22 protein-coding genes are annotated in these 26,530 nt (G+C 53.9%); 5 read left to right on the plus strand and 17 right to left on the minus strand.

Translation table 11 applies throughout. The features are described from left to right. Positions 1-68 precede the first annotated feature (68 nt). The gene (locus FRD01_RS07380) at positions 69-797 is read right to left on the minus strand and encodes an SCE4755 family polysaccharide monooxygenase-like protein (protein WP_146958750.1); all 729 of its coding nucleotides are present in this window, start codon (positions 795-797) and stop codon (positions 69-71) included. 31 nt (positions 798-828) lie between these two features. Then, on the minus strand, positions 829-2,763 hold the full coding sequence (locus FRD01_RS07385) for a S41 family peptidase (RefSeq protein WP_146958751.1): 1,935 nt from the start codon (positions 2,761-2,763) through the stop codon (positions 829-831). A gap of 166 nt (positions 2,764-2,929) precedes the next feature. On the opposite strand from FRD01_RS07385, the gene FRD01_RS07390 reads away from it, so the two are divergent. Together FRD01_RS07390 and FRD01_RS07395 are read left to right on the plus strand one after the other, a co-directional pair. After that, a complete protein-coding gene (locus FRD01_RS07390) occupies positions 2,930-3,424 on the plus strand; it encodes a DUF4442 domain-containing protein (RefSeq protein WP_146958752.1) in 495 nt (164 codons plus the stop codon). Next, complete coding sequence (locus FRD01_RS07395; protein WP_146958753.1) at positions 3,424-4,479, plus strand: metal-dependent hydrolase; 1,056 nt, start codon at positions 3,424-3,426, stop codon at positions 4,477-4,479. The genes FRD01_RS07390 and FRD01_RS07395 overlap by 1 nt, the downstream gene beginning before the upstream one ends. Positions 4,480-4,482: 3 nt before the next feature. On the opposite strand, the gene FRD01_RS07400 is transcribed toward FRD01_RS07395, so the two are convergent. The 6 genes from FRD01_RS07400 to FRD01_RS07425 all read right to left on the minus strand — a co-directional run bounded on the left by FRD01_RS07400 (position 4,483) and on the right by FRD01_RS07425 (position 12,493). Beyond that, complete coding sequence (locus tag FRD01_RS07400) at positions 4,483-6,825, minus strand: PAS domain-containing sensor histidine kinase (protein WP_146958754.1); 2,343 nt, start codon at positions 6,823-6,825, stop codon at positions 4,483-4,485. Further along, a complete protein-coding gene (gene gpmI / locus FRD01_RS07405; protein ID WP_146958755.1) occupies positions 6,822-8,480 on the minus strand; it encodes a 2,3-bisphosphoglycerate-independent phosphoglycerate mutase in 1,659 nt (552 codons plus the stop codon). The genes FRD01_RS07400 and gpmI overlap by 4 nt, the downstream gene beginning before the upstream one ends. An 8-nt stretch (positions 8,481-8,488) precedes the next feature. Then, positions 8,489-9,508: a cysteine synthase A gene (locus FRD01_RS07410; RefSeq protein ID WP_146958756.1), complete on the minus strand. Its 1,020-nt coding sequence runs from the start codon at positions 9,506-9,508 to the stop codon at positions 8,489-8,491. A 67-nt stretch (positions 9,509-9,575) separates the two neighbouring features. Next, positions 9,576-10,451 carry a serine O-acetyltransferase gene (locus FRD01_RS24250; protein ID WP_249756094.1) on the minus strand — a complete coding sequence of 292 codons (876 nt, stop codon included), beginning with the start codon at positions 10,449-10,451 and terminating at the stop codon, positions 9,576-9,578. Positions 10,452-10,508: 57 nt separating this feature from the next. Then, positions 10,509-11,447, minus strand: coding sequence for a M23 family metallopeptidase (locus FRD01_RS07420; RefSeq protein ID WP_146958757.1), 939 nt, complete (start codon positions 11,445-11,447; stop codon positions 10,509-10,511). Between the two features lie 14 nt (positions 11,448-11,461). Next, on the minus strand, positions 11,462-12,493 hold the full coding sequence (locus FRD01_RS07425; protein ID WP_146958758.1) for a hypothetical protein: 1,032 nt from the start codon (positions 12,491-12,493) through the stop codon (positions 11,462-11,464). 147 nt (positions 12,494-12,640) lie between these two features. Here FRD01_RS07425 and FRD01_RS07430 point away from each other — a divergent pair, with 147 nt between their 5' ends. Further along, positions 12,641-14,050 carry a protein kinase domain-containing protein gene (locus tag FRD01_RS07430; protein WP_249756095.1) on the plus strand — a complete coding sequence of 470 codons (1,410 nt, stop codon included), beginning with the start codon at positions 12,641-12,643 and terminating at the stop codon, positions 14,048-14,050. 3 nt (positions 14,051-14,053) lie between these two features. On the opposite strand, the gene FRD01_RS07435 is transcribed toward FRD01_RS07430, so the two are convergent. The 3 genes from FRD01_RS07435 to FRD01_RS07445 form a co-directional block, all read right to left on the minus strand. After that, positions 14,054-15,778 carry an N-acyl-D-amino-acid deacylase family protein gene (locus FRD01_RS07435; protein ID WP_146958760.1) on the minus strand — a complete coding sequence of 575 codons (1,725 nt, stop codon included), beginning with the start codon at positions 15,776-15,778 and terminating at the stop codon, positions 14,054-14,056. Positions 15,779-15,792: 14 nt separating this feature from the next. Beyond that, a complete protein-coding gene (locus FRD01_RS07440) occupies positions 15,793-16,494 on the minus strand; it encodes a TetR/AcrR family transcriptional regulator (RefSeq protein WP_146958761.1) in 702 nt (233 codons plus the stop codon). 73 nt (positions 16,495-16,567) lie between these two features. Further along, complete coding sequence (locus FRD01_RS07445; RefSeq protein ID WP_146958762.1) at positions 16,568-17,113, minus strand: VOC family protein; 546 nt, start codon at positions 17,111-17,113, stop codon at positions 16,568-16,570. 138 nt (positions 17,114-17,251) lie between these two features. Between FRD01_RS07445 and FRD01_RS07450 the strand changes: the two genes are divergently transcribed. Beyond that, positions 17,252-20,335, plus strand: a complete 3,084-nt coding sequence (locus FRD01_RS07450) for a vWA domain-containing protein (RefSeq protein WP_146958763.1) — start codon at positions 17,252-17,254, stop codon at positions 20,333-20,335. Positions 20,336-20,352: 17 nt separating this feature from the next. Here FRD01_RS07450 and FRD01_RS07455 read toward each other — a convergent pair whose 3' ends face one another. The 6 genes from FRD01_RS07455 to pdxH all read right to left on the minus strand — a co-directional run bounded on the left by FRD01_RS07455 (position 20,353) and on the right by pdxH (position 26,031). Next, on the minus strand, positions 20,353-21,132 hold the full coding sequence (locus FRD01_RS07455) for a superoxide dismutase (protein ID WP_249756096.1): 780 nt from the start codon (positions 21,130-21,132) through the stop codon (positions 20,353-20,355). A gap of 82 nt (positions 21,133-21,214) precedes the next feature. Beyond that, positions 21,215-22,501: a UDP-N-acetylglucosamine 1-carboxyvinyltransferase gene (gene murA / locus FRD01_RS07460; protein ID WP_146958764.1), complete on the minus strand. Its 1,287-nt coding sequence runs from the start codon at positions 22,499-22,501 to the stop codon at positions 21,215-21,217. A gap of 80 nt (positions 22,502-22,581) precedes the next feature. Further along, positions 22,582-23,280, minus strand: a complete 699-nt coding sequence (lipB, locus tag FRD01_RS07465; protein ID WP_146958765.1) for a lipoyl(octanoyl) transferase LipB — start codon at positions 23,278-23,280, stop codon at positions 22,582-22,584. Further along, entirely contained in the window at positions 23,277-24,680 is a 1,404-nt protein-coding gene (locus tag FRD01_RS07470) for an HTH domain-containing protein (protein WP_146958766.1), read from the minus strand. Before FRD01_RS07470 ends, lipB begins: the two co-directional genes overlap by 4 nt. A gap of 433 nt (positions 24,681-25,113) precedes the next feature. Beyond that, positions 25,114-25,347: a type B 50S ribosomal protein L31 gene (locus FRD01_RS07475; RefSeq protein ID WP_146958767.1), complete on the minus strand. Its 234-nt coding sequence runs from the start codon at positions 25,345-25,347 to the stop codon at positions 25,114-25,116. Positions 25,348-25,443: 96 nt separating this feature from the next. Beyond that, positions 25,444-26,031, minus strand: coding sequence for a pyridoxamine 5'-phosphate oxidase (pdxH, locus tag FRD01_RS07480; protein WP_146958768.1), 588 nt, complete (start codon positions 26,029-26,031; stop codon positions 25,444-25,446). A gap of 186 nt (positions 26,032-26,217) precedes the next feature. On the opposite strand from pdxH, the gene clpS reads away from it, so the two are divergent. Continuing rightward, on the plus strand, positions 26,218-26,529 hold the full coding sequence (clpS, locus tag FRD01_RS07485; protein WP_146958769.1) for an ATP-dependent Clp protease adapter ClpS: 312 nt from the start codon (positions 26,218-26,220) through the stop codon (positions 26,527-26,529). The last annotated feature ends 1 nt before the right edge of the window (position 26,530 follow it).

Genomic DNA, 26,530 nt, shown 5'->3' on the forward strand with positions numbered 1-26,530 from the left:
CACAGATTATTTTCGGCCGTTTCACACAAGTGTTGCGCTTTTTTTTCATTTCTTGGGGATACAGAGACTTATCTTCTGCGTCGCAAACCGACTAAAACCCAGATAAACACTAGGGAAAGCCACGATGAGCCCACGCTAGAACAGGCACTTCCGGATGCCTCAATATCTGGATTTTGATTGGGCGTTGGGCCCTCGCCTTGATCAACTTGATCACTTCCGAGATCCGCAGGTTCAACTCCCATATCGACTACGGGCGGCTCTACCTCACCCATATCGGAGCCCATATCTTGCTCTGGCTGCCCCATATCTTCAGCGGATTGCGTTAGAACAATATCGGCGCACTGATAGTAGAGGTCGTTGCCATCCCCATAAGGGGCCTTGTCAGTCATGACCTGCACAACCTGGAGCGTACACCTCTCACACGCCACGTTGGGCAGCGTAATCTCATACGTGTACTCACCGGCAGGCCCGTCCTGAATGTCATCGTAGAGTACACTTTCGTTCGTATAGAAATCGGTGAAGCTCGCCGGCTCAACAAAGTCATCATCTCCATCAGCGTCGAAAGAAATCCGATAATGGCCAGGATGGTTGATGGTCTCTCGCCATCGGATGGTGATGGTCTCACCCGCTTCGAACGTGGTGACGTTATCTCCGCGCACACTTCCAGCAGCACCACAGGGCGCTGTCTTTTGCTCGCTAATCCGGGCAGGCGGAAAGTCGAGCTGGATATGTGCAAAGGCTGTCGAGGAGGCAGTGCTGGCGAGGGCCACACAACCGAGAAGGTGGGTGAGTTTCATTCGTGCTCCTAAGTCAGGAACACCACTCTACTCATTTCAGCCCGACTATCAAATCGGCAAGAATCTCACTGGCCTCTTGGATTCGAAGTTCTTCAAACTTCTCTCCCTCTTCCTCGGCCTCTTCATCCGACTTTTGATTCTTAAGAATATCGCCAATCTTAATCGAGGTTTCGCCGGCCTTAGATTTCTTGATTTCTCGCGCCAGCTCTTTGAATTCCGAGCTCTTTCCAATACGTGCTGCGCTCGACTTCTGAAGCTTTTCGAGAGTCTCTTCAGCGATGGGAGTCCACTTCTTGGAGGCATTGACCTGCGGGGTTGTGAAGCTCTTGGTCTTTGCGGGAGCGAGCGCATACGGGAGGTGCTTTTCGCCAATATCAATAGGCTCGAGCGGAGACGGAATCTGGATATCGGCTTCCACACCGATATTTTGGGTGGATTGTCCAGCTGGAAGGAAGAACATGGCCGTTGTGACCTTCAACAAACCGAGACCAGCTGGTAGCGGAGTCATCTGCTGAACGGTTCCCTTTCCGTACGTGTGTGCATCGCCAACAATCACGGCTCGATTGTAGTCTTTGAGGGCACCCGCCAAGATTTCGGACGCCGATGCGCTCACCTTCGAGGTCATCACAACCAACGGACCGTCCCATTGAACTCGAGGGTCTCTATCGCTTAGCACTTCAGCTCGCTGGGCGTTCGCAACGCCAACTCCAACCACAGGACCAGACTCAATAAAGAGTCCGGTAATCTCCACGGCCGACTGGAGCACACCGCCGCCATTCTTAGAAAGGTCGAGAAGGATACCATCAGCCTTGCCCTTGCGAGCCTCCTCCACCAAACGCGCCATATCTTTTGCACAATCGCGGCTCGTCTCATCCTCGCCCTTGTAAAAGGAGGGAAGATCGATGACGGCGAGTTTGAGCTCCTTGCCGTCCCGCTTGAGCGTCTTCCATTCGAGCTTGGCGGCTTGGTCCTTGAGGTCGATCTGATCTCTTTCAATCGCGACCTTAAAACGCTCGGTCTCTTTGCTCTGTCTCAGGACCGTCAACACCACCGTTGTATCTTTCTTTCCTCTGATCATCTTGACCACATCTCGAAGCTCCATGTCGATCACGTCGACAGGTGCTTCGTCGCCTTGGGCCACCGCGATAATCTTGTCCTTCGGGCGCAACTTCCCTTGTTGCTCCGCAGGTCCACCGACCACAATCTCTTGAATCACAGTATAGCCGTCTTGGCTGGTCAACACGGCACCGATCCCCGTCAGAGAGAGCTCCATCTGAATTCGGAAATCCTCCAAATCATCTGGTGAGAAATACGTAGAATGTGGGTCCAGTGCCGTGGCGTAGGCGTTCAGGTACACCCGAAACTGCTCGGCCTGATCTTGCTCTCGCAAACGCTTCACCGAGAGTTCGTAGCGTTTTTTCAGCTTGGTTTTGGCCTCCTCTAACTTTGTGTCGCTCGCGATGTAGTTCGCCATTTGGAAGTCGATAATAAGGCGTCGTAGTTTCGCGAGTTCCTTTTCAGTTTTTGGCCGCTTTCGCTTATCCACATCGAGCTCAAGAGTCGCCTTCTTATCAACTTTATAGCCCTTGGCATCTACGATCTTCCCAACAGCCTCAGCGAGCTCCTCCTGCCACTTGATTCGATCCTCGTGCAGTTTGCTAAATTCCGAGCAATCCCCCGTTCTAAGGGCCTTCGCTGCAGCAATCACGCGATCGTTGAGCACCTTGAACTCTTTCTCGGTCAATAAGACTTTGGTCGGATCCATGCTCTTTGCATAGTTTTCCGTAACCTTTTTGAGGATGTCTTCATCTTCTTTGGTGAAGCTCATATGGGTAGTGAGCAGCCCATCGGCGACCATTGGGACCATCGGGCAAGAAAGAGAAATGCCCGCCGGCGCCTGTTGAGCGCTGAGCTCGGTACTCGGGAGAAAAACCAACAATCCAAGAGCTATTAATCTTCGCAACATCTATGCCTCGCTAAGCCGTCAAACACGGCACCACTTTGTCCCTATAACCTCTACACAGTGTCCATATATGCCCGCAAACGCAAGTTTCCTCTCAACGAGTTGTCCAAGTCGTGTTTGCGCGGTATCTAGAACCCGCTACATCCGCCCACATCAAAGGAATTAGACGATGAGCCATACTGATATGAAGATGAATTCTGGGGGACAAAAGTTCCAGAAACGCGTCATGAACCCTCGCGTCTTCAAAGCATATATGCTCGGGAAGGCTCCCCTCCTCGGCGTAACCGGCGCCTACCTCGAGCATCTCGACACCCATTCAGGCCGCCTTATCCTCCCCGCCTCTCGCCGGGTAAAGAACCTCTTCGGCTCTCTTTTCTCGGCCGCCCTCCTGGCCGGAGCTGAGACTCTGACCGGCGCGCTCATCGTCTTGCACATGCGAAACCAGGGCAAGAAGCTTAGCCCTCGAGTCACCACGTGTTCTGTCGAGACGCTCGACTGGGAGTTCTCCGACCTCAAACTCGTGGCGCATGATGGCGAGCGATATGCCGATTTCGTGCGTCGTGTGGCAGCATCAGGCATCAAAGAAAGTGAAACCTTCGAAGTTGTTGCTTCTTCAGGCTCAACCCTGACCCACCGAATTTCACTGACCTGGACGCTTGAATAATGGATCCAGTCGCACACACGTTTTTTGGGGCAGTCCTCGCACAGACAGGGCTCAAGCGCCTGACTCCGTACGCCACGGGCACGTTGATCATCGGCGCAAATATTCCCGATGCCGACGCCATCGTCACATTCCTGGGCGAGGATACGTCACTCTACTTGAGACGAGGCATGACCCACGGAATCTTGGCCATGGCGATTTGGCCCTTGATCCTGAGTGGACTGGTATTCCTCTGGTGGCGTTTTCGATCCGGAAAACCCCAAGATAAACCCGACCCGAAATGGCTGCTCTTTCTCGCCTGCATCGGAACGTGGTCTCACCCGCTCCTAGACTGGATGAACACCTACGGCGTGCGCTTGCTTATGCCGTTTGATGGCACGTGGTTCTACGGCGATACGCTCTTCATCATCGACCCGTGGTTTTGGCTCATGACTGCGGCCGGACTCGTCCTTGCGTACTCAACCTCCAAACGCGCAATCATTGGCTGGACCGTGCTCGGCTTCTTGATGACGGTGCTCGTCGTGGGAACACCTTTGGTGTCGCTCGGAGTCAAGATTGGGTGGATTATTGGCGTGGCAACTATACTCGCGCTCAGGCTCTACAAACCGACGCAACCACGCGCCCAAACGGTCGCTCGTATTGGTTTGGCGTCCTTGATCCTGTACATCGGTCTCGTTTTTGGAGCCGCCCGAGTCATGGAGTCGAGTTTCAAGAACGAAGGACTCATCGAAGCCCATGCAGGGCCGCTGCCAGGAACCCCTTTTGAAAAACGAGTGATTCTTGTTTTTAAGGACCGCTACGAGCTCAAAGAGGGCGAGGTCGAAATCGTGATCAAGCGCGAAGAGCCGGACAAAATCGTTCAGGCAGCGCTCGAAGCCGAGTCCATTCGCGGGTTTTCGAACTGGATGCGCTATCCGTATTGGACCGTAACTCCGGAAGCAGAAAACAACGGCTGGCTGGTTGAGTTTCGCGACCTTCGATATGTCTCGCCTGGCGAAGAGCCTCGTGGAATCGGATACGCAGCTGTTCGTGTCGACAAAGATTTGCGGCCCCGATAACGCCTAGACCTTGCCCAAAGCCTCAGCGAGGGCGCGAGAGAGCGCGTTCATTGAGAAAGGCTTTTGTAGGAAGTGTACATCCTCTTCAAGCACCCCTTGATTCGCTATCACCTCTGCGGTGTACCCAGAAATGTAGAGCACCCGAAGCTCCGGATGGATTCTCTTGAGCGAATTCATCAATTCTCGCCCATTCATCCGCGGCATGATTACATCCGTCACAAGAAGGTCAATGCCCTCTTCACGGTCCGCAATATCGAGCGCCTCGTAAGGTCCTGGAGCTGCGAGAACACGGTAACCCAAGGCCTCAAGCATCCGCCTGCCTAGTTTCAAGAGCGCAGGCTCATCCTCAACCAAGAGGATGGTATCGCCGCCCCTAAGCTTCTCTTCTGACTTCGAATCTTTAGTTCCTTTCATTTTCCCGTCGACCGCTGGCAGGTAAATCCTAAACTCCGTACCTTGAGACGCCTCGCTCGTCACACGAATATGACCGCCGTTCTGTTTGACGATTCCGTACACGGTCGCAAGCCCGAGGCCTGTTCCGCCGCCCGGAGCTTTTGTGGTGAAAAAGGGCTCGAAGAGGTGTTCCAGCGTCTCTTTTTCGATTCCATGGCCGTCATCTTTGACCGTCAAAAGGATGTACTCGCCACACGGGACCTCGCCCAGCTCCATCTGAACATTTGAGGTGGATATCAGCACCTCCCCTGCCCCGTCCGTCGCATCGCGCGCATTGACACAAAGATTGGCCAAAATCTGGTCCACCTGAGACGGGTCCATCAACACGGATTTCAAGGCTGCACCGGGCTTCCAAACCAGTGTGATTTGCTCCCCGATCAGTCGCCGCAACATCTTCAGCATCCCATCAACCGTCTCATTGAGGTCGATGACCTTGGGGCTCACGGCCTGCTTCCTTGCAAACGCGAGGAGCTGCTGCGTCAAAGCCGCGGAACGGCGCGCTGCACTTCGAATCTCCTCGAGTTCAACCCTCAACGGATGTCCCGCCTCAAGGCTATCCAAGGACAACTCAGCGTGTCCAAGTATGACCGAAATGATGTTGTTGAAATCGTGCGCCACCCCACCGGCAAGCCGACCCACGGATTCCAATTTCTTAGCGTGAAGTAGCTCTTCGTAGAGTTTTTGCCGCTCTGCCTCGGCCGCTCGTCTCGCACTGATGTCCTGAACCACACCGAAGAGCCGCTTGGCCACGCCGTTCTCCATCTCGGCACGTCCCTCGGTCCTCACCCAAATCTGCACGCCATCCTTGCGGATCAACGGAAGCTCGACATCGTAAGGAATACCGTCCTGAAGGGCCCTCTCAACATGTGCCCGAATCACCTCTCGAGACTCTGGTGAATAGTAGGCGATAGCGTCATCCACGTGAGGCGCCGTTCCGACCGGAACCCCATGAATTCGGCACGTCTCGGCCGTCCAACTCACGTACATCGTCTCGAGATCAACTTCCCAGCCACCCACTCCAGCGATATGACCTGCGCTCTCCAGAAGCTCTTCGCTCTTTCGCACAGCTTCTTCGGTACGCCTTCGTTCTCGGTCGAATTGTTCATAGGACCGTCTGAGCTCAGCCTGTGTCTCTTCAAGCTCAGCTTTCGCGAGTTTTCGATTCGTCACATCCCAAGCCGTCCCCATCATGCGAATCGGCTGCCCTTCTTCGTCCCGTACCAGCGTTCCCCGCCCCTCAACCCACCTGATCGCCCCATTCGGGCGCAAGATCCGGTGCTCCACGTAATAATCATAATCTGGGTCGGCCATCGCACATTGAATGCGGTGCTCGATCTCAGGCCAATCATCCGGATGTATGCGAGCCCTGTAGTCCTCAAGGGTTCCAGTGAACTCTGCGGGAGTTATCCCATAGATGGCAGCCATCTCCTTTGACCAGATCACGCGTTCAACCAAGATGTTCCACTCCCAAAGCCCCATATTTGAGGCGCTGAGCGCCATCTGCAATTTATGTTCGGCGCTCAACTGTGGCGTCACGTCCCAGACCGTTCCGGCCATTCTCTCGACTTGGCCATTCGCATCTCGAACAACGGTACCGCGTGACTCAACCCAGCACGGCTTTCGGTCTGCACGAATCACGCGATGGATGATCCGATATTCTGCGTGTGATCGCTCAATTACCTCTTGTATGGCGCGTTGAAGTCGCTCAAGGTCCTCTGGATGTATCCGAGACTCGTAGCTCTCTAAGGTTCCGTCGAAGTCGGGCGCGTCGAAAATCGCGTAAACTTCTGGCGACCAGTACACAACGTTGGATACTGGGTCCCACTCCCAAAGGCCGATATGGGCGTCCGAGATCACCTTCTGCAGAAATTCGACCGTGGGTCTTTCGATCATGCCTCACTTCTCTTGAGAATCAGCGGGTCATCCATATGTTCGGGAGGCTCTAATCCAAGGAGATAGAGCGCCGTAGGGGCCACATTGCTCAGACGCCGTGTGGCCAATTCTCTCACCTTCAATCCATCAAGTCCCGGCGCGTAGATCCAAAGTGGAACAGGGTTCAGGGTGTGCGCGGTCATAGGTACGAAACGCCCTTGAGAATCTCGAATCGGCTCCGAATTCTTGTCGAGTTGGTACATCTGATCGGAGTTTCCATGGTCGGCCGTCACAATCGCAACACCATTGAGTTTACGAACGGCAGCCAAGAGGCGTTTAAGGCATAGGTCGGTCGCTTCCACGGCGATGACGGCCGCTTCAAAGTCTCCGGTATGGCCGACCATATCGCCGTTGGGATAGTTCACCCTGGCGAACCGAATGCCGGAATTCGGATTCAGAGCCTCGATGGTTGCGTCCGTAATCTCAGCCGCTTTCATCCACGGGCGTTGATCGAAGGTCACACGATCAGACGGCACTTCGATATAGACCTCTAAATCTTCGCGGAATTTCTCGCTGCGATTCCCGTTCCAAAAATAAGTCACGTGGCCATATTTTTGAGTCTCACTCACCGCGAGCTGCTTTACACCCGCACTTGCCAGAAGCTCGCCCATCGTCGACGTGATTTTGGACGGCTTGACGAGCGAGCGTGCTGGAACTCCCAAATCCCCGTCGTATTGCATCATCCCCACAAAAAACACGTCTGGGACGCGATGACGCTCAAACTTATCAAAGTCTGACTCTTCAAATGCCCTGGAGAGCTCGATTGCCCTATCACCTCGGAAATTAAAGAGTAGAACCGCATCACCATCCTCAATGGTACCCACGGGCCCATTGGAATCGTGAACCACAAAGGGTGGGATATATTGGTCGTTTAGATCGGGATTCTCTTTTCGCGCCGAATTCACGGCCTCAAGTGCTGAACCAACCGCGGGCCCCTCCCCCAGCACGTGTGCCTTCCATCCGCGCTCAACCATATCCCACTCAGCTTCATAGCGGTCCATGGTCACAAGCATCCGGCCACCACCCGAGGCAATCTTCGCGTCTACTCCTGAAAGCCCCTCAAAATGGGCTTCGATCTTCTCGATATATCGATGTGCCGATTGACCATCTACATCTCTGCCGTCTAGCAGTGCATGGAGGCGAATCCGCTTTATACCAAGGCGAGCTGCGTGTGTGGTGATGGCTTCCACGTGATCGATATGCGAATGAACATTTCCATCCGAGAGCAAGCCGATCAGATGCAAGGTTCCGTTTGAACGGGTAACGTGATCCACCATCTCAAAGAACGTCTCTGAATCATCGGAACCGCGCTCGAAAAGGACTTCGGTACGGATCGCGACGTCCACCCGTTTCGCGCCTTGATCGTAGATCTTTCCGGCACCAAGCGCATTGTGACCCACCTCGGAATTTCCCATATCCGCATCTGACGGCATTCCCACGTGGGTTCCGTGGGCCAAGAGGGTGGTCTTCAGCGCCACATCGTCCAACCAATCCATGGTCGGAGTCCGAGCGTGAAACACCGCATCGCCGGCATCATGTTTTCCGACTCCCACACCGTCCAGAACCACCACAACTACCGGACCCGAGACTTCAAAATCGTTATGCGTTTTCAACACGGGAAATCCTAAACAAAACTTGGTTTGGGTGCGTTATTCTTGGCCAGCCACTCGGGGACGGGAAGACCGCGCTCCGCCCTGAACGAAGGGTCCCAGAGCTGGCTCTGATACCGACTTCCATGATCGCAGAGAATCGTCACGATCGTATGACCCTTGCCCATATCTTCAGCCAAACGAATCGCTCCAGCTATATTGATTCCAGCTGACCCGCCCAAAAGAATACCCTCTTGTTCAGCGAGTTCATCGAGCAAAACAACCGCTTCTTCATCAGGAATCCGATACGACCGATCTACCAACGTGCCATCCACATTCCCGGTCACTCGCCCCTGTCCGATGCCCTGGGTAATACTGCCGCCCTCGACATCGAGCTCAAGCTCACCTCGAGTAAAATACGCGTGCATTCGCGCACCAAAAGGATCTGCCAAAGCCACCTGAATTTCCGGATTCTTGGACTTGAAGAAGATCGAACACCCTGAAAGCGTCCCACCTGTGCCAATGGCAGAGACGAACCCGTCAATACGGCCCTCGGTCTGCGCCCAAATCTCCGGACCGGTGCCATCGATGTGCGACCGTCGATTCGAGAGATTATCCCACTGATTGGCGTAAAACCCTCCAAGTTCCTGAGCGAGTCGCTCCGCCACGTGAACGTAGTTGTTCGGGTTTGCATGAGGAACGGCGGGTACTTCAACGAGCTCAGCCCCAAAGAGCCGAAGCATATCCTTCTTCTCCTTGGTCTGGGTCTCAGGAATCACGATCACGACGCGATAGCCACGTGCTCTGCCTACCATCGCAAGGCCAATCCCGGTGTTACCAGCCGTGCCCTCCACAATCGTTCCACCTGGTTTCAAGGCACCGGAAGCTTCGGCGTCTAGCACCATATATTTTGCGGCTCGGTCCTTGACCGACATGCCCGGATTTAGCCATTCAGCTTTACCCAGAATCTCGCAACCCGTGCGCTCGGAAGGCCCACTCAGCCGAATCAACGGTGTATTCCCAATCGCATCGACAATATCTCGACGAACCTCCATAGCCCTCTCCTTCTCAAACAACTTCAATATTATGGTTCTGCCCGAACACAGGCACTAGCGCAAGCCATTAGACTCGGTGATAGATTTTGGACCCTGCCGGAACACTTTTGGTCAACCAAACATTGCCTCCGATAATGGAGTCATGTCCGACCACCGTTTCGCCGCCGAGAATCGTAGCACCGGCATAGACGGTCACCCGATCTTCTAGAGTTGGGTGGCGTTTAGCTGGAGATTCTCGTGATACACCTTCGGTGGTCACCGAGAGCGCGCCTAAGGTTACGCCCTGATAGATCTTTGCATCGGAGCCGATATCGCACGTGGCCCCAATCACCACACCGGTTCCGTGATCGATGAAGCAACGCTCCCCAATCTTCGCGCCTGGATGGATATCAATACCTGTTCGTGTATGAGCATGTTCGGTTAGGATTCGGGGGATCATCGGCACCCCAAGCTCATGCAATCTATGAGCGACGCGGTACGCCGAGAGCGCAAAAATCCCCGGATAACAAAAGACCACCTCTTCAATGCTTGTCGCGGCGGGATCACTCTCAAAAGTAAAACGTACGTCGCCGGCTAATCGCTCTCTCACCACCGGAAGATGCGCCAAGAGTTCCATCGCAACATCTTCGCACCACGCATCATCGCGACGCTCTTCTGCAGGCTTGTTACGATCATGCCATCGAGTGGCTCGCCCTATCTGCTCAACTAGAATTTCCTGCGCCGGAAGCAAGTGCTCTGCGAGCGCCCCTCTCAGATTCACATCATCCAAACAACGGGTGCTGAAGTATCCCAAAAAGAGCAGATGTTGGATGTGTCCAAACGCGAGAATGATTTCCCTGCGATTTGGAAGACGATGCGTCTCTAAATTATTTACTTCGGCTGGACCGGAGTAGCTCTCCAATAACGCATCCAATATTTCATCGGTCTTTTCATGGTCATTCATTTTTGACGCCCTTCTCAACTACTGGCACCCCAAGGATGAAATCAAAGGCGATTGGATTCAATCCAACAAAGACACGCCATCGTATTCGTCTCTATGGAACGGCAGATAGAGTCTCGGCTTCCTTTGATATTCGTCGAGATACGGCGAGCGTGAGCTTTCGAAGCGGGTTGGAAAGTAGTTTCGTTTAAAGATCGTATGGCACGCCCTTTCTTCCAAAGCCGCAATATCCGTCAATTCGTGACGAAGAACCGGGTCCACACAACTTTGGATAATCTCGTCTAGCGCTTCTTCATTCCAAGCGTCAGCTATGTAGGAATCATGATCGTTAGATTGAGCCGGCTTTGGGTCGTTTCGATGGACCCAAACACTCTCTTCTTCAGGCTTCGCAAACGGGTCAACAGGCACACCGTTCAACCAAACATTGAAGTGAACGTGAGGCGGGCTCCACGGAAATGCCACAAGGGCATCGATGCCAGAATAGCCCGAATGGGCGATCACCTGACCCAACTCGACCTCGTCGCCCTCTTTCACGAGGCTACGCCCAAGATGTCCAGAAGTCGTGATCAAACCCTGGCCATGATCGATGAGGATCTTGAGTCCTCCTCGGTGAAACTCACTCGATACGCGTCGAACGACCCCAGCCGCAGGAGCACAAACTTTGATCCCGGGGGGAATCGTGAAGTCTGTCCCGTTATGCGAGTCGTAAGTCGCGGTCTTTCCGCGAAAGTCACACACTTGCGTCTTTCGCACAGACCAACCCTGTGAGATTGGAGTCTGAGTGCGATTGAAAAAGTTCGTAATCGGGACTTTGCGATTTGCGGGTTTATGGCCTGCCCAGGTTCTCACACTTAAGACTGGACGATAAATCTTGAGCGATGAGAGCCCCCACTTTGAACGCGGTGTGTAAGGGTCACCAAGAATAGCCAAACGCGCCTGCTCAAGTCTTACGTGAGGCTCATCCAATCCTAGTGTCTCAACAATACTTAGCTTCCTCATCGACTGCTCCGAAGTCAATCCATCGGAGGGTCGACCCGAACGCCAAATCCGATAGATAGTGTCTGCACTTCAGCCACGTTACGCCCGTGGATGATTCGTGAGTAGTCAAAAGTAATCTCAGTCGACTTGCTCAGTCGGACGATGGCTCCTCCTGAGACCGCAACGATATCTTTGTCGAGCCGAACCTCTCGCAAGACCAGATTCGTCAAGCCGCCGTATTCGGTGGCAGGCAGGTTAGGGTCTTCAGCCGCCACGCTCACGCCGATCACCTCTCCCTCTTGTAGCGCAATCTCGGCCCCAACGCCCGCAACCAACAAGAGTCTATCGCCAAGGAATTGTCCAAGCTTAAACCCGCCCACAAATCGGTTTCCCGCATCAATCCTAAGGTCTCCCCCAATATCTGCTCGGATAAACGTACGTGTTGGAAGGGCCCATCCGAAAAGAAATGCGGCACCTACGTCGAGCTGACCGTCGCCGAGCGAAACGTCATCTTGAATGTTCTCAGGCTGAACAAAGCTTCCAACATTCGCCAAGAATTCCTCGGCGTCTCTGGGGTTGCGACCGAACGTACCCGCAGGTGGATCGTAGCCCGTGGGAGTCTTCACCCGAAGCTCCAATGCGCCCACCGCTTGCGACCTAAACACCTGCCAACGACCGGCGATCTTGATATCACCCACGCCCATCTTAGACTGACTGAAATCGAGCACATTCTCTTGATAGTAGTCGAAGGAATCGGGATCTTCGGTCGGGATAAGGATGACGGGATCCGCGGTATAGCTCACCAATTTCAGCGGAATATCCAACTGGATTTCGAAATCCTTAAATATCCCGAAACGGGCACCCAACTCAAACCCAAGGGTCCGCAACTCGCCGTTGAGATTGAAGGGAACTGCCGGGCCCGAATCCAAAAACTCCTCATCCGCAGACCCAAAATCAAAACGCCCAAAGAGCGCTGTTTCGCCAGGCTGTAGGACCCATGGCGAGGCAAACGCAAGCGTCGGCGTGACCAATACTGCGCAAAAGACAAAAAGTCGGGGCAAATTCATCGAAACCATCCATTGGAAAATCCAGCCCAGGGGCTCTCTAACTGCTTTAGGATGCAATTATTTCGTACTTAGATGCAAATCACATTCGAAGAGCTTGACCCAAGGAAGCCATCGCTACACTCTAAGCAACACTTTGAGGGCCACGACATGAACATAGTTTGCGCGCAGTGTGGCGCTTCCATCACTGACCTCCCCATTTGTACTGAGTGCCAAGCATCTCCGATTCTTGAGTCGAAGTACAAACTGCTTCATGCCGTGGGTTCAGGTGCGTTCGGGACCACCTACAAAGCAGAAAGACTCTCCGATCACACCTTGGTTGCGGTCAAAGAGATGCTGATCCGTAGAGCGGATTCGGTCAAAGTGCTCGAACTCTTTGAGCGGGAGGCGAGGATTCTTGAGAGTCTAGATCATCCCGGGATTCCCGAATATTTTGATGATTTTGTTCACGATGCCGGAAAAAGCACAGCCTTTTTCATCGTTCAAGAATTCATCGATGGCTACTCACTGAACAAAGTGTTTGACGGACCGGCACGCCCCGAAGAAGTCTTCGATGCACTCGCTGAAATCCTTGAAATCCTAGAATATCTCCACTCGTTTTCCCCACCTGTCGTTCATCGAGATATCAAGCCACAAAACATACTTCGCCGAGAAGACTCCAGCCTCGTCCTCATCGACTTCGGCTCGGTACGTGCCGCACTTGATACGGGTGAGGGAGGCAGTACCGTGGCCGGAACTTTCGGATACATGGCGCCCGAGCAATTCATGGGAAGAGCACTACCTCAATCCGACGTCTATTCCATTGGCGCTATGGCAGTCGCGTTGCTATCCGCGGATGATCCGCAAAAATTGCTCAAACAAGACCGTACCTTCGACCTCAGTCGACTCAATATTTCAGAGGAAGAACGGGCGTTACTCAAATGGATGACTAGCCTCAATCCCGAGGAACGGCCAAGCGCCTCAGAGGCAAGAAACGCCATCCAAAATCGAGGCTCCTCTACAGCTCTTGTCCGTCCTTCGAGCACGGCGCTCGCCGCTATACATCCAGATATTCGTGCAATCCTAAGGACGCCGAAGCCGAGACCGCTACCGAGGTCTTTCAAAAAAGTCTACCTCACCGAACAGGGCTTCAATATTGCGTTCGGAACTGTATTCGGCGGCATAGGCACGGTAGTACCAGTCATCGTCGGTGTGGGAATGATCAGTAGCGGCCAAACCCTCGTCGGCTTCCTGATGCCAATATTATTCGTTTTGATCTTCGGAGGTGTCGGCTTTGGGCTCCTCTACTCGGGCCTCAAGCGGCGAAACATCGCGCGCCGAGTGTGGACGCAAGGCGAGCCAATCGACGGCGTGATTGCGGCTACCGGAAGGTCGAATTATTCGCAAAACGGGCGGTCCGCAAACCGCTACCATTACAATTACAGCGTCAACGGTAAAACCTTTGAAGGGCATTGGGATTCTTGGTCTTGGCAGAATCTAAAGGCGGGTGATCCAGTGGCAGTACTCTATGACCCAGAAAAGCCCGAAGACTCGTTGATGGTCGCGACTGCTGCCCTCTGAAGCTTAAATATTTGGCGCGGGCTGCGGGCCCCTGACGAGCGTCCCGGGCCTTGCCTCGGTGGGAGTATCATTCTCCAAAATAATCTCACCCTTGCACATGGTCATCTTGTAGCCGCTCACACGTTGCAAAAGGCGCCTTCCACCTGCTGGCAAGTCGTTGACCATCTTGGGTGAGCCGAGTTTCAAGTTTTCGTAATCGATCACGTTGATATCCGCCCGATATCCGGGCTTCAAAAGCCCGCGGTCAAACATTCCGTAGGTCTCGGCAGTTTGCTGAGTCTGTCGGTGAATTACCCACTCAAGCTCCAGTTTTTCACCGCGCTTTCTGTCACGCGTCCAGTGGGTGAGCATGAAGGTCGGCATGCCTGCGTCGCAGATCGCGCCACAATGCGCGCCGCCGTCCGAGAGCCCCATTCTTACGCGCTCGTGCTGATGCATGTAGAAGAGAGGCTCAAGCCCACCTTCGGCGTAGTTAAAGAGAGGGAAGTACAAGAACCCTCGGCCATCCTCGGCAATCATCGCATCATAGGCGACCTCTTGTGGTGTCTTACCCTGTCGCTTGGCCACCGCCGCGACTGACTGCGACTCATCCGGCTCGTAATCAAGGTACTCACTGAAGAGGAACATCTTGTCGAAACTGGTCGCGATGAAATTATTGAATTCACCGGCATCCACTGGACTGTCCGCGAGAATCTTCGCACGCACTTCCGGGTCCTTTAGCTTCTCGAGCTTCTCTTCGTCGCTCAGCCCGTAGGTAAGTGACCAAAACTCGGGATACACAAGGAAGGGATGTGCGGAACCCAGCCATGTCATGAGGATACCAATCGCGCGGCCTGCCGACTGAGCGTAGAGCCCCACGTTGTTTGCCGCAGCGTCTTCAAGCTGCTCCAAAACCTGCTTCCACATCTGCGGATACTCCCAGGTCTGGCTCAGGTTGAAGATGACGGTCTGACCGGACTCTTCAGCGATTTCACGAAGCCAAGTAAGCTCACTTGGAACAATGATATGCTCGAGCGCCGCCTCAAACACGCCGAAGCCAGCGTCTTTCAACGCCATCCCAAACGCCTTCAACTCGTCGATTTGCGCAAAAGTCCCCGCCACGAGATTTCCGGCTGCAGAACGGTGGAGCGGTGTGCGCGACGTAGAAAACCCAAGAGCGCCGGCCTTTAGGCCTTCCACTGTGATTCGCCTCATCTCCTCAATCTGCTCGGGCGTTGCGTCATCATTCTCAGAACCCGCATCACCCATCACGTAGCAACGAACGGCCGAGTGAGGGACTTGCGCCGCCACATCCACAGCGCGCGGCATTCTCTCCAACGCATCGAGGTACTCGGGAAAAGTCTCCCAATCCCACTGAATGCCCTCGGTAAGCGCCGAGCCAGGAATATCCTCCACACCTTCCATCACATTGATGAGCCACTCGCGGTTTTCTGGCTTACAAGGAGCAAACCCAACCCCGCAGTTCCCCATCACGACGGTCGTGCAACCATGCCAACCCGACGGCGACACGAAAGGATCCCAAGTAGCTTGCGCATCATAATGCGTGTGCAAATCCACGAACCCCGGAGTCACGATCATTCCAGTGGCATCCACCTCTTTGATAGCGGGTGCTTCAATCTTGGGAGCAACCTCAGCGATGACGCCCTTCTGAACTGCGACATCACCTACAAACTTAGGTGCCCCACTTCCGTCCACAATCGTTCCGTTTCGTATGATCACATCGTACATCGCTCGCTCCTTGCCTAAATCTTGTTCAAAATTGCCCGTAAATTATCTTGCTTAAGTCGCTGGTCCATTGCGCTCTCGACCACATCTCGCTTCGCTCCCCAGCCTACGAGGAGGGTTTGGATGAGGTTGCTACCCAGCCTGTTTACGTCAAAGAGCCCAACTTGAAGTCTGCCTAGTTTCTGGCGCTCTAGAAGCCCATGAACGCTCGACCAAAGGAGCAGTGCGCGGTCCATAGAATCGCCGGGCGAAAGCTCCGCGTCGTGAATGGCCTCCTCAAGGCTTGTCGCAACCTTCGCAAAGAGTCGCATCGTCGGTTCCACGGCCTGAGCCGCCGCATCATCATTGAGCAACGGGTCCATCGAAGAGACAAATCGCGAAATCAATCGAAATCTCTCCGGAGCTATCTCGCTCAAGGCCATGTAGGCCCAAACCAGCTCGACCGCTAAGGAAATCCCCTTCTTTTCTGTGGATTCGATCACCGCGTCAAAATACGCGTCGAAGACACACAGAACATCCACCTGCAGCGAAGCAAGTAGATGATCTACCGAATCAAAATAGCGATAGAGTGCGCCGACCGTGAGGTCCAAGCGCTCCGCCAAACGATGCACACTGAACGAAGCAACACCGTCCTCCAAGACAAGGGCCAGCGCCTCTTCCTTAATGGTCTCGATCTTTGCCGCCCGCCTTCGAGCTCTTGGGGATTCTGGACTTCGCAACGCTTAAACTCCGTAAACAATATTCACTGTGTAAACATTGTTCACATAATTGTCAAGCATTACGAGAATTCAACTAGTTATGCTTCTCGCGGGCCTTCGCGTGCAGCCAATCCGCGTGTTTTGGAGCCTTCTTGGTCTGCGACCATTCCTCCAACATCTCCCACTTCACCTCATCAAGACGCTTGAGCATCTCCTCCTCTTCCGGGTCTGGACACGCAAGTTCGACGCGATGGCCATTCGGGTCAAAGCAATAAATCGAGTGGAAAAGAGAGTGGTCAGTCACACCAAGGACGTCGATACCGTTTGCCTCCAACTTCTCCTTGAAGCCCAAGAGAGTCTCTCGGTCCTTGACCTTAAATGCGATGTGCTGAACCCAAACCGGGGTGTTCGGATCGCGCCCCATCTCGGGTTTGGTGGGAAGCTCGAAAAACGCGAGCACGTTTTCATTTCCGGCGTCGAGAAAGACGTGCATGTACGGATCGGGCTCACCGGTCGACGGAACGCGGTCTTCTGCAATCGCCAGGACGAAGTCCATATTTAGATTTTCTACATACCAGTTCACGGTCTCTTTGGCGTCCTTGCAACGATAAGCGACATGGTGAATGCGTTCGATTTTCATGTTTATCTCCTTGAGCTGATTTCTGGCGCCATTCTACACGCCGTCACGGGGAAACCAAGACACTTTGGAATCCTTCGAGCCCTCCCTCGTCTATTCAGAGTATTGAAAGACAATTCAGGTTCAGATAGATCCAAAAACATGAACAAAAAACTACTTTTTCTACCATTACTCGCTGCTCTTGTTTTGGCGTGTTCGGAATCGGATAATTCCCACAACCTGCCAAATAACAATAGCAATAACACCTCAAACAACTCCACAACCACGAGCAATAACTCCACCAACAATGACTCGATTGGCACAAACAATTCAAGCACGACCAATGAAACAAGCGGTACCGTGGGACCTGACGATTTTGACGTCTTGCGAGAAGTAAAATCGGCCCTCGAACTCAGTCCCGATCAACGCACTCGCCGCGCCCACAAACTTGTCGAGACAGGCGACCTCGCCCAAATCTTCGAATTCGTCCGGGATGAGATTCGAGTCACCCCGGTCTCAAGGCTCAACCAACGATTCGAACCTATGGCCTCGAGAAGTCTCTTTGGGCCACGCGGCACTCTGAGGGGCGGTTTGGGTTCCATGCGTGACAAGGCCGAACTCCTCGAGTTTTTGTTCGAAGAAGCAGGCTTTGAAGCAAGGGTCCGGGTCGCAAGGCCACTGCCGGAACTTCAAACCAATGCGTTGCTTTTCGCTGCCAAGACACCCCCTGCCTTTGAAATCGACTACGACGCATCACAAGCCACAGAAACGTTGATCGCCCCAGAGGAGTCAGAAGCTGACCCTCTATTTGACCGGCTCATCGATCTTGTGCAGCCGACCGCCGCAGAAAACTACTTTCCAGACCTCGAAGACGTCTCGCTACCTATCGTGGAAGTACAGACGCCCGAGGGAACAATTATCGCCAACCCTCATTTTGCAAACTTGGAGTTCGGTGAACCAGGTGTTGGAGATTTCTTGCAGAACTCGGACAACACGCCCACGGCATCAACACGAGTGAGACTCTGGGCAAGGCACACAGACGACGAAGACTTCGAAGGGAGGACTTTGGTCGAAGGTCAGTGGTTGGATTCCGAGCTCATCGGACGCCGAATCGTTGCCCGAACACGCGCGCCCCTGACGCTCAGCGAACTTCTGTTTACACGCGCCGAACAATTGCACCATTTCATTCCCATGCTCACGCTCGAAGGTGAGGGTTTGCCGGATGGAGAGGGTGTTTCAGGGGACCTCTTCAGCACTCGCGGAGAGCGCCTCAGCTTGTCCGAAGGCAGAGTTCACGTGGACGGGCTTCCTCTCGACCCAGCGAGAGCTGAAGCAGCAGATGAAGTCCGAAACATCGAACTGGAGATCGATGCGGCCGGATTTCCGCGAATCCGTGTGCTCGCTACACCCACCGATGCCAACGGAAACGTCGTGTCGAACTTACAAGCCGAGAACTTCTTGGTCACCGAGGATACCTCTGAAGTTGGGGCCACATTGCGCCAGAATCGCTATATCCCGCGGGTTCTCTTCCTCGTCGACCGCTCCACCAGCATTCCCGAGGATTTTCGAAACGAATCATTGAGCCAACTCGGTATCGATATTGCCACCGAAGTCCTTCAAACCCCGGATGCGCAGGTGAGCGTGATGGGAATCGGAGAATCCCGCGCCCAACGTCAGCCTTTTGTGTCCGACCTCGTTGAACTCGAGGCACAATTTGATGCCGGTCATGGAAGCGGCTCGGCGTTATGGGATGCCCTGAGCGAAGCCGTCCGGAGAAAGCCCACACTTATCGTGCTTATCACGGACGGTGTCGTTGTAGGCTCAACCCTTACACCGCGTATCGAATCAGAAATTAGACGGGCTGGCGTTCCAGTACTCGCGCTTGGAGTGGGCGAGTCCAATGCGCCAACATTGGAAGAGGCCGCCGAGCTTTCTGGTGGCCAATACTTTGAAGCAAGCGATGCGGCATCGGCCAAGTCTTTCATCGAATCCGAACTTCAAGATCCACCTGCACCCTATCTTCTTACCTACACCGCGCCCTCTGAGGGCCCTCAAACACGCACGCTCAAAGTGGGCATCCGTGGGTTTATGGCAGAACAAGAAGGTACCTATGAAGCGCCGGCCGAGTCTCTTCCTGCCGGATTCGTTGGACTCTATCTGAGCGTCGAGCGTGACGGACAATCCATCACGAGAACTCTAGCCGGCATCCCCCCTGAAGCGCCGATGGACTCGGTGTCGGCCCAGACCTTTGAAGACGTGCAGGCCGCATTTCTCGGGAGCGCAACGCTACTCGTTGAAGGCGGCATGCCGGCGTTCTCAGAAGTGTTGGACGAGAAAATCGACACCATGTTGGACTATGAGCCAATGTGGGATGCTAGAGAAAACGCTGAAGAGTTCTGGCCAACGCTCGACCAAGGATTCCGAAGCATGCCTTTCTTCGCCTACCGGCATTTCTGGGGCGTGGACACCACTCAAGAGCAGGCCTTACCTGGAGCACCGCGGTTTGTACTCTACACTGATCGCCCAGGATTTCGGCCCGAATCTATCGAGAGACGTGTGGATATCCTTCCCTTTACGCGTTGGCATTCAACGCTCGACGATCTATCTGAGGGCTGGAGAGCGGCTCTTCGAGCCAGTGTAAAAGAAGCCCTCTTGGAGGCCGCGTACTTCGAGGAGTCTACGATTTCGCTCCTTGACCAAGAGACTTTAGAAGCGCTTCCTGCTGAAGACTTAAACGAACGTGTGGAAGGTCTGCCCAACGCCGCGAACTGGCTCTACAGCGCTGAGAGCTTCGATGACGATTGGACACTCGTCATCCCGTCAGACTTAGAGCCTGTGGCGTTCTGGGCAATCCATGAACCCACCGGCACCGCACTCGCGATCGTCGACGGCGGAGGTGGTTCCGGCTCAACCGGTGGGGGTAATCCAGTCAACTCACCGCTCGGCCTCTACGACAGCATTCAGTATTTCTACACCATCGCGGGTTTTAAGGGCGGAGTATGGGTAAACCTCGAAATCGCTAAGGCCAAGCAAGTCGCGTACGCAACAGCAGCCATAGCCAACCTTGGCTCGGGTATGCCATTTACCCCGCCAGCGGGCACGGACGCACCATCCACCGCGATCAATTTTGTGTGTGGCGAGGCTGAAAACGCTGTCTTGGATGCGATCCCGGGGTGGGCTCGGTTCATCGTGGCGAGCTACAACCGCTCAGCAGCGGCGCTAGGCTGGCAGAGAGCCTGCCCTTGAGCGCCACCTTGAGTGCGTCAGATTAGGGATGCCCAGGTGTCTTTATCAGCAGCGAAGAGACTATTCGCATAGTCCCAATTCACCACGTTAAAGAAGGCATCAATATAATCCCCGCGTCGGTTCTCATAATTGAGGTAGTAAGCGTGTTCCCAAACGTCGATTCCCAAAACGGGAACTTTGCCATCCACCCATGGATTACCTTGCTCAGGCGTGCCTACAAGCTCGAGCTCACCCGTGCTCGATTTGACCAACCAGCCCCAACCCGAGCCGAATTGTCCAAGCGCCGTCTTCTTGAATTCGCCCTTGAACGCGTCAAAGCTCCCGAACTTTTTCATGATGGCGTCGGCCACTGCACCGTTTGGCCCTGCACTATTTGGGGTCATCATCTTCCAAAAGAGCGAGTGATTCAGGTGCCCACCACCATTATTCAATACAGCCGTTCTCTTGTCTTCAGGCACCGCGGCGAGCCCATTAGCCAAGAGCGCCGCTAGGCCAAGTGAACGCAAATCGTCGTGGCCTTCTAGCGCCTTGTTGAGGTTCGAAACGTAACCAGCATGGTGCTTGGAGTGATGGATCTCCATCGTCATCGCGTCGATGTTTGGCGCCAACGCATCGTATCCATACGCAAGTTCTGGAAGGGTGTGATCAACCGGTCCACTTGGCTCCGGCTCTTCCTTTGGCGTCTCATCCGCAACCGGCTGAGACGAAGAACACGCGCTCATATAGGGAAGCAGAACGAGACCGCCCGCCATCACACCCATATTCTTAAGAAAAATACGTCTATCTGCTGATAACATTTTCACTCCAATACTATTGATTACTTGAGCAAGAAAAAACGACTTCGGGCTCTTAACAAGCCAAATTCAAGATTTGTTCCCGTCAATCTACGGGAAGTCGTTCGATCTTCGCTCCAAGAGCCCGCAATTTATCGTCAACCTTGGAATAACCGCGGTCGATCTGCCGGATATTGTAAATGGTGCTCTCACCTTCGGCCTTCAGCGCGGCGATAAGCAACGCCATACCTGCACGTACGTCAGGCGACTCAAGAGTGCCGCCGTAAAGCTTTCCTGGACCGATAACCACAACACGGTGGGGGTCACAGAAGATGATGCGTGCTCCCATCGCAATCAAGGAGTCCACGAAGAACATCCTGCCTTCGAACATCTTTTCAAAAAAGAGAACCGAGCCATGGCATTGCGTCGCAACTGTAATGGCGATGGACATCAAGTCTGTAGGAAACGCTGGCCAAGGCGCATCGTCAATCTTCGGAATTTGTCCACCGACCTCATCCACAATCCTGAGCTCCTGCTCGCCTGGGACAAAGAGGTCATCCCCTCGGAACTCGGTCCGGATACCGAGCTTGGCGAAAACAAGTCGGATCATTCGAAGGTCATCAGGCACCACACCCTCGATAGTAAGTTCACCACCGGTGATCGCGGCCAGACCGGCGAAACTGCCGATCTCGAGGTAGTCTGGGCCGATCGTGTGGTCGCATCCCCAAAGGCCTTTGGCGCCTTTGACCTTCACGGTGTTCGTGCCGATCCCCTCGATTTGAGCACCCATTTTGCTCAGCATCCGAGCCAAACCCTGAACGTGAGGCTCGCACGCGGCGTTGCGCACGATCGTCGTTCCCTTGGCCACCGCTGCCGCCATCAAAAGGTTCTCGGTGGCTGTCACAGACGCCTCGTCCATGAAAATATCGGTGCCAACCAACTTATTCGCTTTGAAAACAAAACCTTTCGGCGACATATCGATGGTCGCCCCCAATGCCTCGAATGCCAGGAAGTGAGAGTCGAGGCGCCGGCGACCAATCACGTCACCACCCGGAGGAGGCAATTCACAGCCACCTTCGCGTGCCAACATCGCACCAGCGAAAAGAATCGAAGCACGTACCCGACGGCAAAGCTCAGCATTGAGCTTCTTTGACTTCACATTCTCGGTCTTGACCTTGACTACACCGTCATCAACCCACTCGTAGACACCACCTAGATCCTGAATGATCTCGAGCATAATCTCGACATCGGCGATTCTCGGAACATTACGAAGCGTGACCTCTTCGTCGGTCAAGAGTGTCGCAGCCAAACACGGAAGCGCTTCATTCTTGCTGCCTCCGGGCCGTACACTTCCACTAAGTCGATTTCCACCTTCAATGACGAATTTTTCCATGGCTCTAGCCTGTTGATGAGGGTTAGTCGCCACAGTGTTATCACGCTGCAGATCTAGCGACAACGGGATTACGTGACGGGTTAGAAGTCTAGCCCTTTGACCCAATCGGATGCTTCAGGCAATTCCAAAGGCGTCTCAATGAGTTGGAAACCTAAGAACTCACCCAGACGAGTCTGCACCTTGCCCCTGAAATCTTCCAGTTTCAAGTTGCTGAAATCACTCAATTTCACCACTGGAGCCCCCGGCATTCCACAGGCCACAATCCAAGAGAAAGGAGTCAAGTCGTTCACGAGGTTGATCGCTGCACCATGTGTCGTTATCCCACCTGAGACCCGCATCCCGACACTGGCCATCTTCCGAGGAGGTGTCTCATCAGTCCAAAGCCCCGGGTGCTCCTTATCGTAGGCCACCTTGGCACCGTATTCGGAGCAGACATCAGCCAAACATTGGGCGAGACCACGAATGAGGTCCACCACGCCGAGCTTCAAGACTTCCAGACGAACGATGGGATAGACGATGAGCTGACCGGGCCCGTGGTACGTAGCCTCCCCGCCCCTATCCACCTTAAAGACCTCGATCCCTTGGTTGCGCATGTATTCGCGTGCGACCAAATCCTCCATTTTTCCACGTTTTCCGAGGGTGACCGTCCCAGGGTGTTCCAAAAAAAGAAGCCACCCCGGATCTTCCGGCGTGGCAATCAATTCTTCGCGCAAACGAAGCTGTAAGGCGAGTGCTTGCCCATAGGGGACGACCCCAAGGCTCACACACTTGAGGTTCATTCGCTCAAAGCCTCGATGAAAGCGGCGTCCACCATAGCGACCGGTACTGAGTAGCTTCGAACGCCAATTCCCTCTTGAACCAAAAGCTCAAGCAACGCTGTTCGGTCGAGGATCGTAATCTTAGGTTTGGACTTCTTGCTCTCATTGACGGCATCGCGGTGCACCTTGCCCAGATGGACCAAAATGCCTTCTTCGGCAGAATTATGGCCGAGTGAGTCACGAAGTGCGCTTACATCTTTTGCGCCCACTTCAGATTCACCGTTGACCACCACTTGCACACACACGCGGGTCTGGGAAAATCCACGCTTCCAGTCAGCTGTGAAGTACACATCACCCTCGCTAGTGCGCTTGGACACCTTGAGGTTGGCGTAATCAAGGCGCTCGAGCAGCGTAATGACCATCATCTCCACGGCTTCAGGCTTGACGTTCTGCAACGCCTTTCCGAGCTGTGTACATGCGTCAGCACGAAGGTCTTGGGCGAGTTTCTGGATCTGGCGTTCTTTTTGGACGCCGGCCTCCGAGAGTCCCCACTCCGTCAAACCCCATGTAGTAGGCCCGTAACTCGCAAAAAGTGGGCGCTTCCCAAACCGCTGCCGGACCTGATTGTCGGTGACCATCGCCGACTGCACCGTTGCGGCGCGATCGTGAGTGTGGAACTTGACGAGTTTCTTCTGAAAGATGGTCTGAGCGATCGCATCAACCGATTGAGGCGTACGATCCGCAGCCTTGAGAACTGCGTAAGCAGCCTCGCCAACCGATTCAAAGCGGCCACTCACTTCTGTTTGTGTGTCGACCTGGCTCGGTGCAGACTCTTGCTCAGGCGCAACGTTTTGAGCCTCTTGGCGGTCTTCTCGGTTTTCGCCGCGATTTCTACGCCTTCGACGGCGCCTGCGACGGCCTGAATCGCGCCGTTCACCTTCGTTCGAAGACTCCGTTTCATCCGTTTCATCGGAATCATCTGAGTCATCATCGCCATCTTCAGAGTCGTCCTGATCGGCCTCAACCTCGTCGGTCGATGGCTCGTCTTCGTCCTCGTCTTGGTCCTCTACTTCAACCGAATCCGGCTCGTCTTCGTCTTCATCCTCATCGACGGCTTCTGAAGACTCACCTTCGCTTCTCGCTGCTCTAGCCAGACGCGCTTGCTCGCGTTCTTCGGCCTCTTGGTTGAGCTTCTCGAGGATCTCTTCACGTAGGGCGTAAACACCAGGACGAGTCTTGATCACGATCGACTCATCAGCGCGACGCACTTCGAGTTCAAGACGTTCTCCCATCGTGGTTTCGGGTGTTTTTCCTACATGCGACAAAAGCGCATCGCGAATGGCTACCTCTGTGATCTTCTTGAAATGCAGAGGGCGCTTCGATCGCCGCAATACTTCTACGGCTGCTTCATAAAATGTCATTCTAAACTCCTTGGTTGGGTCAAGGAGCATCGGTTCTATTGGTTCTGAAGAAGCCCTGGTACGCGTTTCAAAGCGTACTCAACACTCCCCCAGATACGTGGTTCGGTCTGAACCCTGGGCCAAGTTTCCACATCAGCATCCACGATTCGCCTCACCCTTCGGATTGCGCGTCACCCTCAGGCCGGGCTCTAAAAGAGCGCGACCTCAGTTCCACAGCGTCATTTCCTCTTCTCAAAATCCCCGACGCCCTTAACGCGTCAAAATCTCTATCTCATATCTCGGTCGCTCTCGGTCACACTTTACGTGCGAACAGCGAGACGCGGCACTTAAAAATTCGTATGGCGAGAATGCAACAAACCCGCCAAGCGAACTATAAGAGCCGCAAGACGGGGTCGTCAACATTACTTTCGCGAAATCGGCGCTTACGCGCTGATCACATATTGTAGCGCTTGCGGAATCGGTCAACACGACCTTCGGCATCAAGCAGCTTCTGCTTTCCGGTATAGAAAGGATGAGAAAATGCACTGATATCGGTCTGCACTACGAAGTGCTCAACGCCATCAATGACGCGAGTCTCATTCGACTTCATAGTGGAGAACGTTGCGATCTCGTACTCGCCATCGACGAATACGACTGGATGATAATTTGGATGTATTTCGGGCTTCATTTCGAATGCTCCTTAAGTTCAGCAAACAACGGCGCGTGGTTCTAGCGACTCAAACCACCTAGGTCAACTCTTTTTTTATCTTAGACGATTTCTTCCTTAAGGAAAAAGACGGCTCGGCACGCTCCAACCATCGGCCTGATACAAATACTCGAATCGATCGTGGAGACGGAAATCTCCAGCCTGCCAAAACTCCATGCGTCTCGGGATCAGAAGGGTTCCACCCCAATGGGGCGGTCGGGGCACCTCACTTCCCTCAAACTTCGCCTCCAGTTCCTCGACGCGCGCAAGCAAGTGCTCCCGGCTCTCTAGAGGGCGGCTCTGCATGGATGCCCACGCTCCGATCTGACTCAACCTCGGTCTCGTCGAAAAATAGAGATCGGAATCTTCATCAGCGACTCGCTCTAGTGTCCCTTCGATCCTGATCTGTCGGCTTAGCTCCCGCCAATAGAAGAGCAGACATGCCATCCCATGCCCAAGCTCACCGCCCTTCCGGCTCTCGAAGTTGGTGTAGAAGACAAAGCCCCGAGGCGTCCTCTCTTTGAGAAGCACCATGCGCGAGCTCGGCATGCCATCAGTCCCCACCGTACTCAGGGCCATCGCGTTGGGATCTGCCATGCCCTTCGCCTTGGCTTCCTCGAGCCAGCCATCAAACCATTCGAATGGATCATTTTTAGGTTCCAACATTTAAGCTCCTTAAACTCTGGGCGCCTTACGCACGCGTACGATGAACCTCTTTGACTCGGCTGACAACGCAGGACCAAGCCCACTAATTTCAGCAAACGAAACTCATCCATTTGCTACCTTCACTTGGTGGTTAGCATCTCATGGCAGTGCTAGGGTGTGGCGAGTCACACAAAGGGAGTTAGGTCCATGGCAGGAAAGTATTCGACGGACGAAGACGTCCTCACCAAGAAGAAGGCGAAAACCAAGAAGCCTCGACTCTACAAGGTGATTTTTCACAACGACGATTATACGACGATGGAATTCGTGGTCTGGGTACTCGAGTCCATCTTTCATAAATCACCCGCGGAATCTGCAGCGATCATGTTGCACGTTCATAACCGTGGAAGTGGTGTCGCCGGTGTTTATACTCATGAAGTCGCCGAGACAAAGGTTGAGCAAACCTTGAAACTCGCACGAGAGGAAGGTCATCCTCTAATGGTAACCATGGAGCCCGAATAAG

It is taken from the genome of Microvenator marinus (assembly GCF_007993755.1).
GTDB lineage: Bacteria > Myxococcota_A > Bradymonadia > Bradymonadales > Bradymonadaceae > Allomicrovenator > Allomicrovenator marinus.